The following is a 14,963-nucleotide window of genomic DNA, read 5'->3' on the forward strand; positions in this document are numbered from 1 at the left end:
AGTTTTGAAGGATCTGCTTTCAACGATCATGGTACGCAAACGATATTTTGTCCAAACCTGGCCGTCGTCATCTGCTCTCTCACGAAGCCTCGCCAATCGTATCAGCCATATAGGCGCCACGCTCGCCCAGCGGCTGCTCCGGCCCGGTGGTCGAATCCCGTGCCGTCTGGTGCTCCAGTTCGGCATTGATCTCGGCGCCGATGACGATGATGATCGTCGAGATCCACGTCCACACCATGAAGCCGATCAGTGCGCCGAGCGCGCCATAGGTGGCGTTGTAGTTGGCGATATGGGAGAGATAGAAGGATACGCCGATCGATGCCGCCAGCCAGGCGAGGCTGGAAAACACCGCTCCCCATGTCAGCCACTGGATGCGTGCCGGCTCGCGGCTCGGGCCGTAACGGTAGAGAACCGCGATGCCGGTTGCCACGAACAGCATCATGATCGGCCAGCGCGAAAAGCGGATGATCATTTCTGCCCATTGGTCCAGCCACAGGAAGGACAGAAGTGCCGGCACAAGGCCCAATCCCGTCAGCACGACGATGGCGACCAGAATGGCACCGAGCGTGAACAGAAGAGAAATCAGGTTGAGTTTGAGGATATTGCGCTTCTCGTTTTCTCCGTAAGCAACGTTCATCGCTTCGAACATCGCCTTCATGCCGGCGTTCGCACTCCACAATGCCAGTGCCAGACCGCCGAACAGGCCGATATTCAGCGTCGTGCGGCCCTGTTGCGTAAGGCTGCGCAACTGGTCGAGAAACAGGTCGAGCGCATTGGGCGGCAGGATCATGCTGAGAAAGGTGATGCGGTCGGCAAGTTTTGTGGGGTCGGCGACAAAACCGTAGAGCGACACCATCGCCGTCATGGCCGGGAAAAGTGCGAGCAGCAGGTAATAGGTCACGCCGGCGGCAACCAGCAGCACGCGGTCGCTTTCGATTGAATGGAAGACGCGCCAGAACACATCCTTCAGTCCGCGGGCGGGGATGTCTGCCGGCGTTTCGGCTTCGCGGCCGCGGTCCTTGTCTATCGGAGATGTGTTGAGCGGCATGGCGTCTGCGGGCGGTGTGCTGATCTGCCCAAAAGTGTCTGCCGTCATCTTTTCAGTCTCCCGCCAGGCTGATGTTTCCGGCGAGCGGCTTCTCGTTGCCGAAAGAGCGGTCTCGTCCTATACAAGTATTTCATCGACAACGCAGAAAACGAGAAGCGGTTGCATGGTTGACGCGGGAAAGCTCTTGATCGGCGGAAGCCGAAAGCCGGACGATAGTTTCAAGGAAGCCGAATATCTCGAACTGAAGTTCGGTAATCGCCATGGTCTGATCACCGGCGCCACCGGCACCGGCAAGACGGTGACGCTGCAGGTGCTGGCGGAAGAGTTTTCCGCAGCCGGCGTTCCCGTGTTCTGCTCCGATATCAAGGGCGACCTTTCCGGTATCGCCTCCATGGGCGAGCCGAAAGATTTTCTGCTCAAGCGTGCCGAGCAGATCCAGTATGCGGATTATGATTTTACCAAGTTCCCGGTGATGTTCTGGGATCTTTATGGTGAAAAGGGCCACCGCGTGCGCGCCACCATCGCCGAGATGGGCCCGCTGCTGCTGGCCCGGCTTATGGATGCGTCGGACGCGCAGGAAGGCGTTCTCAACATCGCCTTCAAGATCGCCGACCAGGGCGGCCTGCCGCTGCTCGACCTGAAGGACCTGCAGGCGCTTTTGAACTATATGGGCGAACATGCCGGCGAGATTTCCTCGCAGTTCGGTTTCGTCTCGAAAGCCTCGGTTGGTTCGCTGCAGCGCGGCCTGCTGACGCTGGAACAGCAGGGCGCCATCCATTTCTTCGGCGAACCGGCGCTGCAGATCAGCGATATCATGCGCGTCGCCCCCGATGGCCGCGGCATGATCTCGGTTCTGGCTGCCGACAAGCTGATGATGAACCCCCGTCTTTACGCCACTTTTCTGCTCTGGATGCTTTCGGAACTTTTTGAAGAACTGCCGGAAGTCGGCGATCCGGAAAAGCCGAAACTGGTGTTCTTCTTCGATGAAGCGCATCTGCTATTCTCCGAAGCGCCAAAGGTGTTGCTGGAGCGCGTGGAGCAGGTGGTGCGCCTGATCCGTTCCAAGGGTGTCGGCATCTATTTCGTCACCCAGAACCCGCTCGACGTGCCGGAAACGGTGCTCGCCCAGCTCGGCAACCGCGTGCAGCACGCATTGCGCGCCTATACGCCGCGCGAACAGAAGGCGGTCAGAACCGCGGCCGATACGTTCCGCGCCAATCCCGAGTTCAAGACCGAAGAGGCGATCACCCAGCTCGGCACCGGCGAAGCGCTTGTCTCGACGCTGGAGGGCAAGGGCGCACCGTCGATGGTCGAGCGCACGCTCATCCGTCCGCCGTCTGCGCGCATCGGGCCGATCAGCGAGCCGGAACGCAGCCAGATCATGAACATGAGCCCTGTTGCAGGCGTCTATGATCGCGATCTCGACCGCGAGTCCGCCTTCGAAATCCTTGCTGCCCGCGCCAAAAAATCTGCGGATGCCGAGGCCGCCAAACGCGAGGCGGAAGCGCCACCGGCTGAGGACAATAACAGTGCTGCCGGCCGATGGAGCCTGCCGGGTTTTGGCGATGCGCAGGATGACGAACCGGCCGCGAAGCCGGCCGCAAAGGGCCGTTCCGGTTATCAGCGCGAAACGGTAATCGAGGCCGCCATGAAAAGTGCGGCACGCTCGGTCGCCTCGAGCGTCGCCAACCAGATCGGCCGGGCATTGGTGCGCGGTATCCTGGGTAGCCTCAAGCGATAGCGTAATGTCAAATTGCGGCCGGCGTGACGATCCTGCACCGGCCGCATCCATTTCCTATCAGCCGCATCTTTCGATTGCGCTTCCGATGCGCTGCTGCGTCCGGTGATTGATGAATTTGTCTTATACTGTCATAAACATCTGATAACGTTTCAAAACGTCGATTTTTCCTTTTCTGGAGACGTTGTTTTAACATCTTGCCTCTAGCGATTGTGTCTCAACCGCAGGGGAGCGAAGCGGCCTTGAAACGATCGCGCGTCATTCTTGAAGCCGTCATCCTGGCCTTTCTCGGCGCGTTGCTCCCGTTGTTCCTGACGATCTATGGCGCATGGTCCCTTTCGCTTCGAATGGAAGAGGACCGGCTGATGGACATCGCGTCTCAAGCCACGACACGGGCAGAACGGTCTTTCCTGGATGCCGCCGCGACATTGAAAACGCTTGGCGGGCGCCGTTTCATATCCTGCACGGACGCCCATATCGGTGAAATGCGTCGTCTGGTCGTCAATTCCCGCACGGTCGAGGAAATAGGCTATATCGAGGATGGCATGCTCAAATGCACATCCTGGGGGCCTGAAAACCGGCTGATCAAGGAACTGGCACCCGATTTCGTCGTCGGCAAGGATATCAAGGCCTGGGTTGACGTCATTCCAATGGTCACCGGTGCTAATCCGATGAGCGTGGTGCAGGTTGGACCTTACAACGCTTTGGTCGATCCGGCTCGCCTTGTCGAAGGGTTGGCCGATCAGGATGCTTCTGTTGTCGTCACCGCTCCGAACGGCGTGATCAGTGCGACGCTGAACACGCCCGATACGGATTTTACCGACAAGCTTGGCCGTGAAACCACCAAGGGCACGGTCGACGGCAATATATATGCCGTGAACAGCAAGGGCGGTTGGACAGCCATCGCCATCAGCTCCACCAACGGCCTTTTCGGACTGTTCAGCAACGAACACTGGTTCTTCGTCGCATTCGGCACATTCGCGACCATCGTCATTATCGGCCTTGTCATTCGCATGTCGCGCAAACGCCTGTCGCCATTGGGTGAGCTGTCGATTGCGGTTCGCAAGCGCGAGTTCGTCGTGCATTACCAGCCAATCATCGCGCTTTCATCGGGCGTGTGTATCGGCGCCGAAGCGCTGGTGCGGTGGCAGAGGCCGGATGGCAGTCTTGTCAGGCCCGATCTGTTCATCCCTCTGGCAGAACAGAGCGGCCTTATCCGGCCGATCACCGATCAGGTCATCGAGGCCATTGGCCGCGATATCGGCCCGCTGCTCAAGCAGCATCGTTCCCTGCATGTGGCCATCAATTTCTGTGCGGATGATTTCAAGACGGGGCGTGTGCTGGAAACCGTCGGCCAGCGTCTTGGCAATAGCGGTATCGCCAACGATCAGATCTGGCTGGAGGCGACAGAACGCGGCCTGATGGATATCGACGAGGCGCGCAAGACGATCGCCGAAGCGCGGATGCGTGGCTATGCCGTCGCCATCGACGATTTCGGTACGGGTTATTCCAGCCTGCAATATCTGCAGAGCCTGCCGCTCGACGCGCTGAAGATCGACAAATCGTTTGTCGATGCGATCAACCGCCAGACCGCCACCAGCGCGGTTATTGCCCACATCATCGAAATGGCCAAGTCGCTCAAGCTGTCGATCATCGCCGAAGGTGTGGAGACACGGGAGCAGGCGGAGTATCTGCTCGATCACGGTGTCGAGTTTTGTCAGGGCTGGTTCTACGCCAAGGCCCTGCCAGCGGCGGAATTCATCGACTATGTCGAAACCAGCCTGAAGCGCCAGGATAGCGGTGTCGTCATGCTGAGCCGCACCAAAAGCACGAATTCCAGCGAAGCCAGCCTGTCATCACGACCATAAAGGCCGCAGCTCCAGCTCTGCGCCAAGCAAGCCGACATACAAGAAAGCTGCCTCGAAAGCTTGTCAGGCTAATCGGATGAAGATAGTTGCGAAAATCGCAATAATATCGAAATATTTGGCGCAATTGTGCCGATGAAGCTTGGCGGCGATATTGCGGACTTACCGGGAGGCTCCTTTCGTCAGGAGCATTATCCACTGGTTGAATGCCGCAATTGAAAACGAGACCATCATGCTTTTGACCCACGAACTTGTTGCCCAGACCATCCGAACCGTTCGTGATGACGGCCCTGAACCCGGTTGGACGCCACTGTCAGATGGGGAGCTCGATGATCTGGTTGCGCGCATCGAACGCGAGGCGGGCGATCAGCCGATTGCCGTATTCGCCTATGGTTCGCTGATCTGGAACCCGGAGTTTCAGCCAGTCAGCCGCGAACGCGCCACCGCGTTCGGCTGGCACCGATCGTTCTCGCTGCGGATCGAGCGGTGGCGGGCAACCAGCGATCAGCCCGGTCTGATGATGGCGCTTGAACGCGGCGGCCAATGCGATGGTGTCCTCTTCGGACTGTCTCGCGAGGAGGGGAACCGTGATCTTCGTGCACTGATCGCACGCGAGATCCGTTATCGGGAGGTCACCGGCATGATGCGGTGGGTTTCTGTCAGGACAGCGCAAGGCGAGCGCAAAGCGCTAATATTCTGGGCAAGTACAAAGCGGGAAGGACTGACCAAGACACTGCCATTGCAGGAGGCGGCATACCTTCTCGCGCGTGCTTGTGGCGAGGGTGGATCCTGCGCGGAATATCTCCTGAACACGATCACCGATCTTCGTGCAGAAGGCATTCACGATCGCAATCTCTGGCGTCTTCAGGCCCTTGTCGCACAGGAGATCCTTGACTTCGAAACGGCCTCGTTCAATGCCGCGCCTGTAGCATAATCGACGTGGCCGCCAGCGTTCTTGGCAGGTCAGAACATCGTGTTCGAGTTTGGTCACGCCTCATCGTTCAATCCAGCATCGTCATGTGCGAGGCCACCTGTTCCTCGAAGAACTTGGAGAAGGACGCGATGCGCGGAGGCAGAGCCTGATACGGCGGGTAGTATAGTGTGAGCCATAACTCTGGCGGTGCCCAGCCCTGAAGGACATGAACCAGGCGGCCGGTCCGCAAATGTTCCGATATGTGGAACCCAGGCAGCATGGCGACGCCGGCACCGTCCGCGGCCATGTCGGCAAGAACCTCCCCGCTATTGGCGCTGAACGCGCGACCCGCTGAGATCGTCATGCTGGACCCGCCATCCGACAGAACCCAGTTCTCACGTCGGCTCTCGCCGCTATAGGCAAGGCAATCGTCGGGCGTCAGCTCGTTCGGGTGCTGCATGTCGACGTAGCGGCTCCCCGGAGCTGCAACCAGAATGCGTGGCACGACGCGGATCTTGCGCCAGATCGTGAATTTGTCCGATGGCTGAGACGAAATGCGGATCGCCAGATCATAGTCGTCGTCAACGATGTCCACCAATCCATCCGATAGCGATATTTCGAAGCTCATCTTCGGATAGAGCTGGCGAAAGCCGGAGAGGATAGGAGGCAGAACCGCCTTACCGAACCAGGTCGGCGCGCTGATCCTGAGCCGCCCCTGGTCGGCCTTGTTTGCGTTTCGCACGTCCTTGCGCGCTTTTTCCAACGCCTCGATTGCGCCTTGAACCTGCGCGGCAAACACCGCCCCATCCGTTGTCAGCGACACCTGACGGGTCGTCCGGACGAACAGCTGCACGCCAAGATCATCCTCGAGCGCCGCGATCGCTCGCGTCACTGCGGCCGGCGTCATGTCGAGTTCGCGGGCAACCTGGGCAAAGTTGCGTTTTTCGGCGGCAAGCAGGAAGGTTTTGAGAGCTTTATAGTCGTTCATCGCTATTGTTTCAAAAAGTGCAATTCATTCGAGAGAAATATTGCAATTCAGCGCGGCGGGCAATGGGTCTAAATCTCATTCCAACAACACGGACACCGCCAACGCAGAAAGGCAACGGCCATGATCAAGGATATCAAGGGACTGCATCACATTACGTCGATGGCATCCGATGCTCGCCAGAACAACCGGTTCTTTACCGACACGCTCGGCCTTCGCCGCGTGAAAAAGACCGTCAACTTCGACGACCCGAGTGTCTACCATCTCTATTATGGTGACGAGAACGGCACGCCGGGCACCGTCATGACCTATTTTCCGTTCCCCAACATGATGCTCGGCCGCCCCGGCGTCGGTGAGGTTGGCGAAACGCAGTTCGCAATTCCCAAGGGAGCTCTGGCCTTCTGGAAGGAGCGCTTTGCAGCCCAGGGTGTGGCCGGCGTAGAGACGGACACGGCGTTCGGCGTAGACCGGCTGCGCTTTATCGGCCCCGATGGCGATGGTTTTGCGCTGGTCGAAACGGCTGATGACAAGCGCGCTGCCTGGGTCAGCGAGGGCGTCGCCGACGATGTCGCAATCCGCGGATTTGCAGGCGCGCGTTTTAATCTCCATGACACGGCGGCAACCGAAGAGCTTCTGCGTTTCATGGGGTATGAGCGCAGTGAGGCGGAGGGCGATGTGACGCGATTTATCATTCCTGGCGGCAATGGCGCCGATACGATCGATCTCGCCGCCCTGCCGAAGACGCCGTTTGCCCGCCAAGGTGCTGGTTCCGTCCACCATATCGCCTTTGCTGTCGACAATCGCGAGAAGCAGCTCGAAGTGCGCAAGGCGCTGATGGATACCGGATATCAGGTCACGCCGGTCATCGACCGAGACTATTTCTGGGCGATCTATTTCCGCACGCCGGGCGGTATTTTGTTCGAAATCGCAACCAACGAACCGGGCTTCGATCGCGACGAGGACACGGCACATCTCGGAGAAGCACTCAAGCTGCCGAGCCGCTATGAGAATTTCCGCGAGGAAATCGAGGCAAATCTGGAGCCGATCGCCGCCTGATTTGAGGATGAAATCGATCCGCAGCGCCGCAGATTCCTTGCGGCGCTGTCAATGCTTGGTGTGCGAGACACCGTAACCCAGGCTCTTGGCGATATCATAAGCCTCTTCTCAGTTGGGGAATGTCAGAATTTGGCCAAAGCGGCAGGATGTGAGGCGGAATGGGTGCGACGTACTGCTAGCTTTAATGTGATCCGATGTTGATGTGCCGTGCGGGCTGAAACCTTATTCTCGTCCGTTTCGTCTCTCAAATGTGGCGCAGTGAAAGTTGTCGCGCTCCAGGAGAGGCAAATGCTCGTATTACGTCGAGTGCTCGATCAGTTTTGTGAAAAGAACAAGGTATCGCTGGATGATCCTTTGGCGATTGCGGCTGCGCAGGAACTGGTGCGGATGTGGCAGATGGGTGACCCAACCGAAGCGGAGCTGGCGTCCGATCTCACACATCTGACGGATGCCCATCACGGCGCGGCGATCTCGCAGCCGCAGGCGATGGGCCTGTAACGGCGGCGGTAACAATTCTTGGGCTTTATTCGGAAATGTGGAAAGGCATTTTCAGTTCATGCGGCCAGTTTCGCGAACTGTGCGAGGCTTAAATAATCGAACGTCGAATGCCGCTGTATGGCATTGCAAAAACCATCGATGTATCGGGCAATGGTGGCGGTTCAGTCATCGTGTCAATGTCGACAGCGCGATCCCCAGATCATCCACGATCTCGCGTCGCGTGCGCCCACCCGTTTCCGCAGGCCGGGCGGCCTCTCGCTCAAATTCCTTTTGATTAAAACGGATACTCGAGGTGCGCGTGGTGAAATCGCATGCGACAACGAGGCGGTGTCTATATCTACGGCAGAGCCGTGCTGATCTCCGCGGGCGTTCTAATTGCCATCGGCGTGCGCAACCCCGTGCCGATCAGGCCATCACTCGAAAAAATCCGTTCTCATAGCTCTCTGTTTCGGAGAGCCGGCCGGGAGCCAGCGCGGTTAGGCGCCGGCTCCCAAGTCTTTTAGAATTGACGACCAAGCTTCGCGTCGATCGACTGGCTGTTGGCACCTCGAACAGCAAAAAAGATCGTCATTGCAACCCAGAGAATCGATTTCTCCGCGCCGCTATAACCCTGACCCATATGGACCCAGTGGGCATAAACCGTGACGAGCAGGATGACAGTCGCCGCGACAGCGGCAGGTCTGGTCAGAAAGCCAACGGCGATAAGAATCCCGGCGAAGAATTCCGTGAAGGAAAGGAGCGGCGACCAAAAGGCGCCCGGATAGAAGCCAAGTCCTTCGACCAGGCCCACGGCCTTGTAGGGATCCATTATCTTCGGAAAACCGTGAACGGAAAAGATCACGCCGCACAGAACCCGCATGAGGGTTTCGGCATGGTTGTGCAGGGCGAGGTAGACCGGGCGCAGGAAGGGAATACGCTCGGGAACGCGTGAATTCGTAATAGACATTGTCAATCTCTCATATCACCGTCGATCTTCACGACGGTTCCAAACCATCGCGATCGCGGTTCTGCTGATTTTCAGGATGAATAACCCAGAGGGTGTCAGCTTTGAGAGGATTTGGGAGGGCGCTCGATGCCGCCTGACACCGCACCCATGAGATCGGTTGCGGGTTCATGATGATAGCTCATGACAGTGACGTTCTCGGCGCGTTCAGGCATGGCTTTGGCAAGTATCGCCTTCGCTGGGCACGGGCGCTCCGAAGAGGACGAAGGTTCTGTTGCCGACCCAGCATCGACCGGGCATGACTGGAGATAGGTTTTGGACGGGCAGGCAAAATCGCTCGGCATCTGCGCACTTGTGGAAAGTGCCATGCCGATGAACAAGATAAAGGCAATGCAAAGCCGACCGATAATCATCCACCTCTCCGTAAAATCGCCGGTGGCGATTGTCAATTTGGAGGTCTACACAATCGCGTCACAGGCAGTTCCGGTCGATGGGAAACGCATCTCTCAGTTGGTTGGCCTTGTTCTGTTAAGCGCGACGACCATCATGGCCGTCGCGTTTTCGAAAAAGCGCCTTATTGCCCGACGATCCGGTTCCACTGGTCTGTCCGCTTGTCGCTCAATTCGCTGATTTGTGCGTAGGGCGGCACAAGGGCTTCGCTGAGCGGCGTGATCCTTTTTTCGACGCCGTCGCGGTACTTGACGTTCACATTCGCCATAGCGTTCTGGAGATCCGATCCCCAGCAGCTTTGTGGCCCCGGCTGTAGCGCCATGTCGATGAGATCCCAGGCGAGGTCGGGAGTTTCTCTTGCCTTCTGGATGCCGACGGTTTGCGACATATTGAGAAAGGCTTCCACGACGGGAACGTTTGGGGGCTTTTCCTTTTGGACAGTTCGTCGTCCACAGCGTGATGGCTCCGCCCCTTGATGACGATCGCATCAATTGCTAATTTACGGAAAATACCCTCGTGTCTCGTGGAGGAGGACCCGATGCACGTTTCTCGCAGGCAGGGCAAGGTGTGCCTATGACGCTACCGCCGATGGCGCATGCCGATCATGTCTATTCGAGTGCCGCCGGCAATGCCGCTGCGGCAAGTTCCCCCGTGGTCGCTTCCTGGCGGCGTTGCATGGTCATGCACCATCTGGCGCCGGAGGATAACCGCAGGCCGAACCGGTTGACCGAGGCACAGTTCCTGCAGGCGCGACAGGCCTCGGAGCGATTGATTGCCGAGGCGAGCGACGAGCTGGACCGGCTGTTTTCCACCGTCGGTCGGTCGGGCTGCTGCCTTCTCCTCACCGACAAAAACGGTGTAGCGCTGGAGCGTCGTGGCGCTGCCGGCGACGACAAGGCGTTTCACGATCTCGGTCTTTGGACGTCATCGGTGTGGACCGAAGCCAGCATCGGCACCAACGGCATCGGCACTGCCCTGGCCGACGAACGCGCCGTTTCGATTTTTCGTGATCAGCATTTCTTCTCGTCCAATATCCGGCTGTCCTGCACCACGGCACCGATCCGCGATCATCGTGGTGAGCTGGCGGCGGCGCTCGACATTTCCACCTGCCGGGAAGATGTCAACGAAACCGTGTTGTCTATCATTTCGCAAACGGTGCGCGACGCCGCTTTGCGTATCGAGCTGAACCTTTTCCGTTCGGCTTTTCCCGGTGCGCGTTTCCTGATGGTCCCACAGGCGGCCCATAGTGCCGCTGCCCTGATTGCCGTCGATCGCAACGACATGGTGATCGGCGCCACGCGTGCTGCACGGCTTGCCCTGAAGCTCGACGATGTCAGGATTGCAGCCGGCATTCCGGCGGCAGACGCGCTCGATGAAGTCTCCTGCGATGCAGCCCGCGATCTCGTCGAGGCCGAACGTGCCGCTTTGACGCGTGCATTGTCGCGCGCCAACGGCAATGTCTCGCAGGCGGCGATCACGCTCGGCATGAGCCGCGCCACCCTTCACCGCAAGATGAAGCGGTTCGGCCTGCATTGATCTGACCCGGTATTGCCGCATCGCGGCATGGTTTGTGCCCGGCAACTGTCGCAGGCTTGCGACAGTGTGCGCCGCCATATCGTCATGGCCGGCTTTCCGTCCGTCCTGACAAAACGCAGATTTCCTCTCAAGCGCGGTCTTAACCGACCGGTCGCGATCATGAAGCTGGATATCAGGGAGGATAATTCCATGCTGCATCAGAAAATCGTCGAATCGCCGTTCAAGCTGAAATACGGCAACTATATCGGTGGCGAGTGGAGAGAGCCGATCGGCGGCAAATATTTCGACAACATCACGCCGGTCACCGGCGGCAAGCTGTGCGAAATTCCGCGCTCCGATGAAAAGGACATCAACGCCGCGCTGGACGCTGCCCATGCCGCCAAGGACAAATGGGGCCGCACGGCGCCGGCCGAACGCTCCAACATCCTGATGAAGATCGCCCAGCGGATGGAGGACAAGCTGGAAGTGCTGGCCCAGGCGGAAACCTGGGACAATGGCAAGCCGATCCGCGAAACCATGGCGGCCGACATTCCGCTCGCGATCGACCATTTCCGGTATTTCGCCTCCTGCATTCGCGCACAGGAAGGCTCGATCGGCGAGATCGACAACGATACCGTTGCCTATCATTTTCATGAGCCGCTCGGTGTCGTCGGCCAGATCATTCCGTGGAACTTTCCGATCCTGATGGCGGCATGGAAGCTGGCGCCGGCGCTTGCCGCCGGCAATTGCGTCGTCATCAAGCCGGCCGAACAGACACCCGCCTCGCTGCTGGTCTGGGCTGAAATCATCGGTGATCTTCTACCGCCGGGTGTCCTCAATATCGTCAACGGTTTTGGCCTCGAAGCCGGCAAGCCGCTGGCGTCCAGCCCGCGCATTGCCAAGATCGCCTTTACCGGCGAAACGACGACAGGCCGGCTGATCATGCAATATGCCAGCCAGAACCTCATTCCGGTGACGCTGGAACTGGGCGGCAAGTCGCCCAACATCTTCTTTGCCGACGTCGCCAACGAAGATGATGATTTCTTCGATAAGGCGCTGGAAGGGTTTGCGATGTTCGCGCTCAACCAGGGCGAAGTCTGCACATGCCCCAGCCGTGCGCTGGTACATGAGAGCATTTATGACCGCTTCATGGAGCGGGCAGTGAAGCGTGTGGAAGCGATCGTGCAGGGCAATCCGCTCGATGCCGCCACGATGATCGGCGCGCAGGCCTCCAACGAGCAGATGGAAAAGATCCTCGCCTATCTCGACATCGGCAAACAGGAAGGCGCCGAAGTTCTGACCGGCGGCACACGCAACGATCTCGGCGGCGAACTGGCCAATGGCTATTACATCAAGCCGACCGTGTTTGCCGGCCACAACAAGATGCGCGTCTTTCAGGAGGAAATCTTTGGGCCTGTCGTGTCTGTCGCCACCTTCAAGACCGATGCGGAAGCCCTCGAAATCGCCAATGACACGCTTTACGGCCTCGGTGCCGGTGTGTGGACCCGCGATGGCAACCGCGCCTATCGGTTCGGTCGCGAGATCCAGGCGGGGCGCGTGTGGACCAATTGCTACCACGCCTATCCGGCGCACGCGGCATTTGGTGGCTACAAGCAGTCCGGCATCGGTCGCGAAACCCACAAGATGATGCTCGATCACTACCAGCAGACCAAGAACATGCTGGTGAGCTACAGCCCCAAGAAGCTCGGCTTCTTCTGACGATCGGCCTGAATTGGCCCTGCCCGGCTGCAAATGGCGTCTTCTCCGCTTCCGGTGCTCATGGACATTAAGTCCACTGCGCTCCGGTTCTCGAAGCCACCATTTTCGCCACGGCAGGACCAATTCCGGGCTCGATCGTCTACGTCAGCGATATCCCCATCTCTCCGCACAGAATGAGATTACCCGCAGGCTGTTTGCTCCGATCGTTTGGGGCAAGGCGCTGACCAATTTTCCTTCTCCCCGTCAAAACGGGGAGAAGGTGGCGGAGCGTAAGCGAGCCGGATGAGGGGCCGTCGTCGCCCCATCCTCCAGAAAGGATTTTCATGGAAACCACCATCAACGGCGAACCCCGCGTTACCGCCACCGATGCGGCGCTTGCCCTGATCACCGAAATCCAGGCGGATCATCCGCATATCCTGTTTCACCAGTCCGGCGGCTGTTGCGATGGCTCGTCGCCGATGTGTTATCCGACAGACGATTTCATCGTCGGTGATCACGACGTGAAACTGGGCGAAATCGGCGGCGTGCCGGTGTTCATCAGCGCCAGCCAGTTCGAAGCCTGGAAACACACGCAACTGATCATCGATGTGGTTGCGGGCCGCGGCGGCATGTTCTCGCTCGATAACGGTCGGGAAAAACGGTTCCTCACCCGCTCTCGCATGTTCGGCGGCGGAGAGGCCTGCGCGGTGCCGGCCGCCCGGGCATGATCCGTAGGCTTTGAGGGGAAAATCCGGGGTGCCTCCCAGCCCCGGCGCGGGACGGCCGCAGTGAAACAGGGTTCGGTTGATCGGCATGCGGCCTCAGCGGGACCGTCTGCATGGTCCCGCTGTGATTGCTGCCGGCCGTCCCCGCATTTTCTGTCGTGATGAAATTTGCGTGGTTTACCGCTTGGCTGCCGTCAGGCTGAAAAACGCGCCCTGCGGGTCCAGCGCCTGCACGATCCAGTTGCCACCCGGCACTTCCACGGGACCGTTGACGATCTCGCCGCCGCCGGCCGTCACGCGTTCGATCGCCGCATCGATGGCTTCGACATTGAAGTAATAACACCAGCAGGGCACCGGCACGCCTTCCGGCCGGGTCATCATGCCGCCGGTGATCTCGCCTCCATGGGCAAAGATGCGATAGGCGCCCATCGGCCCCATGTCGACGTCATGGCTTTTCGTCCAGCCGAAGATTTTTGCGTAGAATTGAAATGCCTCATCACCATCGCCGGCATAAAGCTCGCGCCAGCCGACATTGCCGGGATCGGTCGCAGCCAGTTCACGCGGCGGATTTTCCGGTGGGATCGGCGTCATGATACACAGCACCGCGCCATGCGGATCGGCCACCACGGCAAAGCGGCCAACGCCCGGAATGTCGTCCGGCTCGCGCTGCACGTGGCCACCATGCGCCACATAGTCACGGCAGGTCTGGTCGACATCGTCGACGGCGACATAACCGGTCCAGTTCGGCGGCAGCTTGCCCTCCAGTTCCGGCGGAAAATCCATCATGCCGCCGATGCCGGGGCAATTGTCGCCTTCGCCCATCTCGAACAGGAAATAGGCAGGCATGGAGCCCGTTTCCCCCGGCATCGACATTTCGTTGACCTTCCAGCCGATGACGGTCGAATAGAAATCGCCGGCGGCCTTGGTGTCCGACGTGATCAACTCGCACCAGATGAATTTGCCGTGCGTTTCGGATCGTGTGTTCGAGGCGGTCTGAAGCATTGTCGTCTCCTCACTGTTTATTGTCGTGTCAGCTCAGGCCTTACGCCGATAATGCGCTTCCATGAAGTATTTCCAGCTGCCATCCGGTTGCTTCGCGCTGGACGTGAAGGTGCGGTGATCGTCGGTCAGAAAGGTGATCTGCTCGCGATAATCGGCCATGCCGTCGCCGCTCATCGAGGGGCCCGTCGTGTAAAGGCTGAGCGTCCTGCCGTCCGGTTCGATCTCGCCTTCATAGACCCAGAGATTATCCATCATCGAGCCGAGCCATGTGCCGACATATTTTTCCTTGGCGGCATCGAAGCCAAGGGTGAGCACAGTGGTCGCCGGGCCTTCGCCGCCCGGCATCTCGCCATTGCCTTCGGCAATCACCCATATGCCGGCGAGCGAGCGGACGTTTTCCACCCATGGTGTGCCTTCGCTCATTTCGGACGTGACATCCCATGTGCCAACAAGCCTGTCGAGAAAGCCGTGTTCGGCGCGGGGTTTTGCCATTGTCATCGACATGTCTTCCTCCCTTATGTCGTTTT

The 14,963-nt window shown here is 59.0% G+C and carries 15 protein-coding genes; 8 read left to right on the forward strand and 7 right to left on the reverse strand.

Going from position 1 to position 14,963, the window contains the following annotated elements:
- Positions 1-79: 79 nt before the first annotated feature.
- A complete protein-coding gene (locus tag AAIH70_RS13135; protein ID WP_245519181.1) occupies positions 80-1,096 on the reverse strand; it encodes a YihY/virulence factor BrkB family protein in 1,017 nt (338 codons plus the stop codon).
- Positions 1,097-1,211: 115 nt separating this feature from the next.
- Between AAIH70_RS13135 and AAIH70_RS13140 the strand changes: the two genes are divergently transcribed.
- The 3 genes from AAIH70_RS13140 to AAIH70_RS13150 all read left to right on the forward strand — a co-directional run bounded on the left by AAIH70_RS13140 (position 1,212) and on the right by AAIH70_RS13150 (position 5,585).
- Complete coding sequence (locus AAIH70_RS13140; RefSeq protein WP_132275061.1) at positions 1,212-2,789, forward strand: helicase HerA-like C-terminal domain-containing protein; 1,578 nt, start codon at positions 1,212-1,214, stop codon at positions 2,787-2,789.
- 239 nt (positions 2,790-3,028) lie between these two features.
- Positions 3,029-4,654 (forward strand): EAL domain-containing protein, encoded by a 1,626-nt coding sequence (locus AAIH70_RS13145; protein WP_132275059.1) that lies wholly within the window; start codon positions 3,029-3,031, stop codon positions 4,652-4,654.
- Positions 4,655-4,883: 229 nt separating this feature from the next.
- Positions 4,884-5,585: a gamma-glutamylcyclotransferase gene (locus AAIH70_RS13150; RefSeq protein ID WP_132275881.1), complete on the forward strand. Its 702-nt coding sequence runs from the start codon at positions 4,884-4,886 to the stop codon at positions 5,583-5,585.
- A gap of 67 nt (positions 5,586-5,652) precedes the next feature.
- On the opposite strand, the gene AAIH70_RS13155 is transcribed toward AAIH70_RS13150, so the two are convergent.
- Positions 5,653-6,552, reverse strand: coding sequence for a LysR family transcriptional regulator (locus tag AAIH70_RS13155; protein WP_132275055.1), 900 nt, complete (start codon positions 6,550-6,552; stop codon positions 5,653-5,655).
- Positions 6,553-6,672: 120 nt separating this feature from the next.
- On the opposite strand from AAIH70_RS13155, the gene AAIH70_RS13160 reads away from it, so the two are divergent.
- Together AAIH70_RS13160 and AAIH70_RS13165 are read left to right on the forward strand one after the other, a co-directional pair.
- Complete coding sequence (locus AAIH70_RS13160) at positions 6,673-7,605, forward strand: VOC family protein (RefSeq protein WP_132275051.1); 933 nt, start codon at positions 6,673-6,675, stop codon at positions 7,603-7,605.
- Positions 7,606-7,893: 288 nt separating this feature from the next.
- Positions 7,894-8,103: a hypothetical protein gene (locus AAIH70_RS13165; RefSeq protein WP_132275048.1), complete on the forward strand. Its 210-nt coding sequence runs from the start codon at positions 7,894-7,896 to the stop codon at positions 8,101-8,103.
- Positions 8,104-8,602: 499 nt separating this feature from the next.
- On the opposite strand, the gene AAIH70_RS13170 is transcribed toward AAIH70_RS13165, so the two are convergent.
- The 3 genes from AAIH70_RS13170 to AAIH70_RS13180 all read right to left on the reverse strand — a co-directional run bounded on the left by AAIH70_RS13170 (position 8,603) and on the right by AAIH70_RS13180 (position 9,902).
- Positions 8,603-9,049 (reverse strand): DoxX family protein, encoded by a 447-nt coding sequence (locus tag AAIH70_RS13170; protein ID WP_132275046.1) that lies wholly within the window; start codon positions 9,047-9,049, stop codon positions 8,603-8,605.
- A 95-nt stretch (positions 9,050-9,144) separates the two neighbouring features.
- On the reverse strand, positions 9,145-9,459 hold the full coding sequence (locus tag AAIH70_RS13175) for a hypothetical protein (RefSeq protein ID WP_132275043.1): 315 nt from the start codon (positions 9,457-9,459) through the stop codon (positions 9,145-9,147).
- Positions 9,460-9,620: 161 nt separating this feature from the next.
- Positions 9,621-9,902: a hypothetical protein gene (locus AAIH70_RS13180; protein ID WP_132275040.1), complete on the reverse strand. Its 282-nt coding sequence runs from the start codon at positions 9,900-9,902 to the stop codon at positions 9,621-9,623.
- A gap of 167 nt (positions 9,903-10,069) precedes the next feature.
- Between AAIH70_RS13180 and AAIH70_RS13185 the strand changes: the two genes are divergently transcribed.
- From AAIH70_RS13185 to AAIH70_RS13195, 3 genes are all read left to right on the forward strand, one after another.
- Entirely contained in the window at positions 10,070-11,032 is a 963-nt protein-coding gene (locus AAIH70_RS13185; protein ID WP_245519180.1) for a helix-turn-helix domain-containing protein, read from the forward strand.
- A 189-nt stretch (positions 11,033-11,221) separates the two neighbouring features.
- Positions 11,222-12,730, forward strand: coding sequence for an aldehyde dehydrogenase (gene adh / locus AAIH70_RS13190; protein ID WP_132275038.1), 1,509 nt, complete (start codon positions 11,222-11,224; stop codon positions 12,728-12,730).
- A 323-nt stretch (positions 12,731-13,053) separates the two neighbouring features.
- Complete coding sequence (locus tag AAIH70_RS13195; protein ID WP_132275037.1) at positions 13,054-13,437, forward strand: DUF779 domain-containing protein; 384 nt, start codon at positions 13,054-13,056, stop codon at positions 13,435-13,437.
- Between the two features lie 174 nt (positions 13,438-13,611).
- Here AAIH70_RS13195 and AAIH70_RS13200 read toward each other — a convergent pair whose 3' ends face one another.
- The gene (locus tag AAIH70_RS13200) at positions 13,612-14,436 is read right to left on the reverse strand and encodes a VOC family protein (protein ID WP_132275035.1); all 825 of its coding nucleotides are present in this window, start codon (positions 14,434-14,436) and stop codon (positions 13,612-13,614) included.
- A 33-nt stretch (positions 14,437-14,469) separates the two neighbouring features.
- A complete protein-coding gene (locus AAIH70_RS13205) occupies positions 14,470-14,934 on the reverse strand; it encodes a DUF1579 domain-containing protein (protein WP_132275877.1) in 465 nt (154 codons plus the stop codon).
- Positions 14,935-14,963 lie beyond the last annotated feature (29 nt).

The organism is Neorhizobium sp. BT27B, assembly GCF_050455485.1.
Lineage (GTDB): Bacteria > Pseudomonadota > Alphaproteobacteria > Rhizobiales > Rhizobiaceae > Neorhizobium.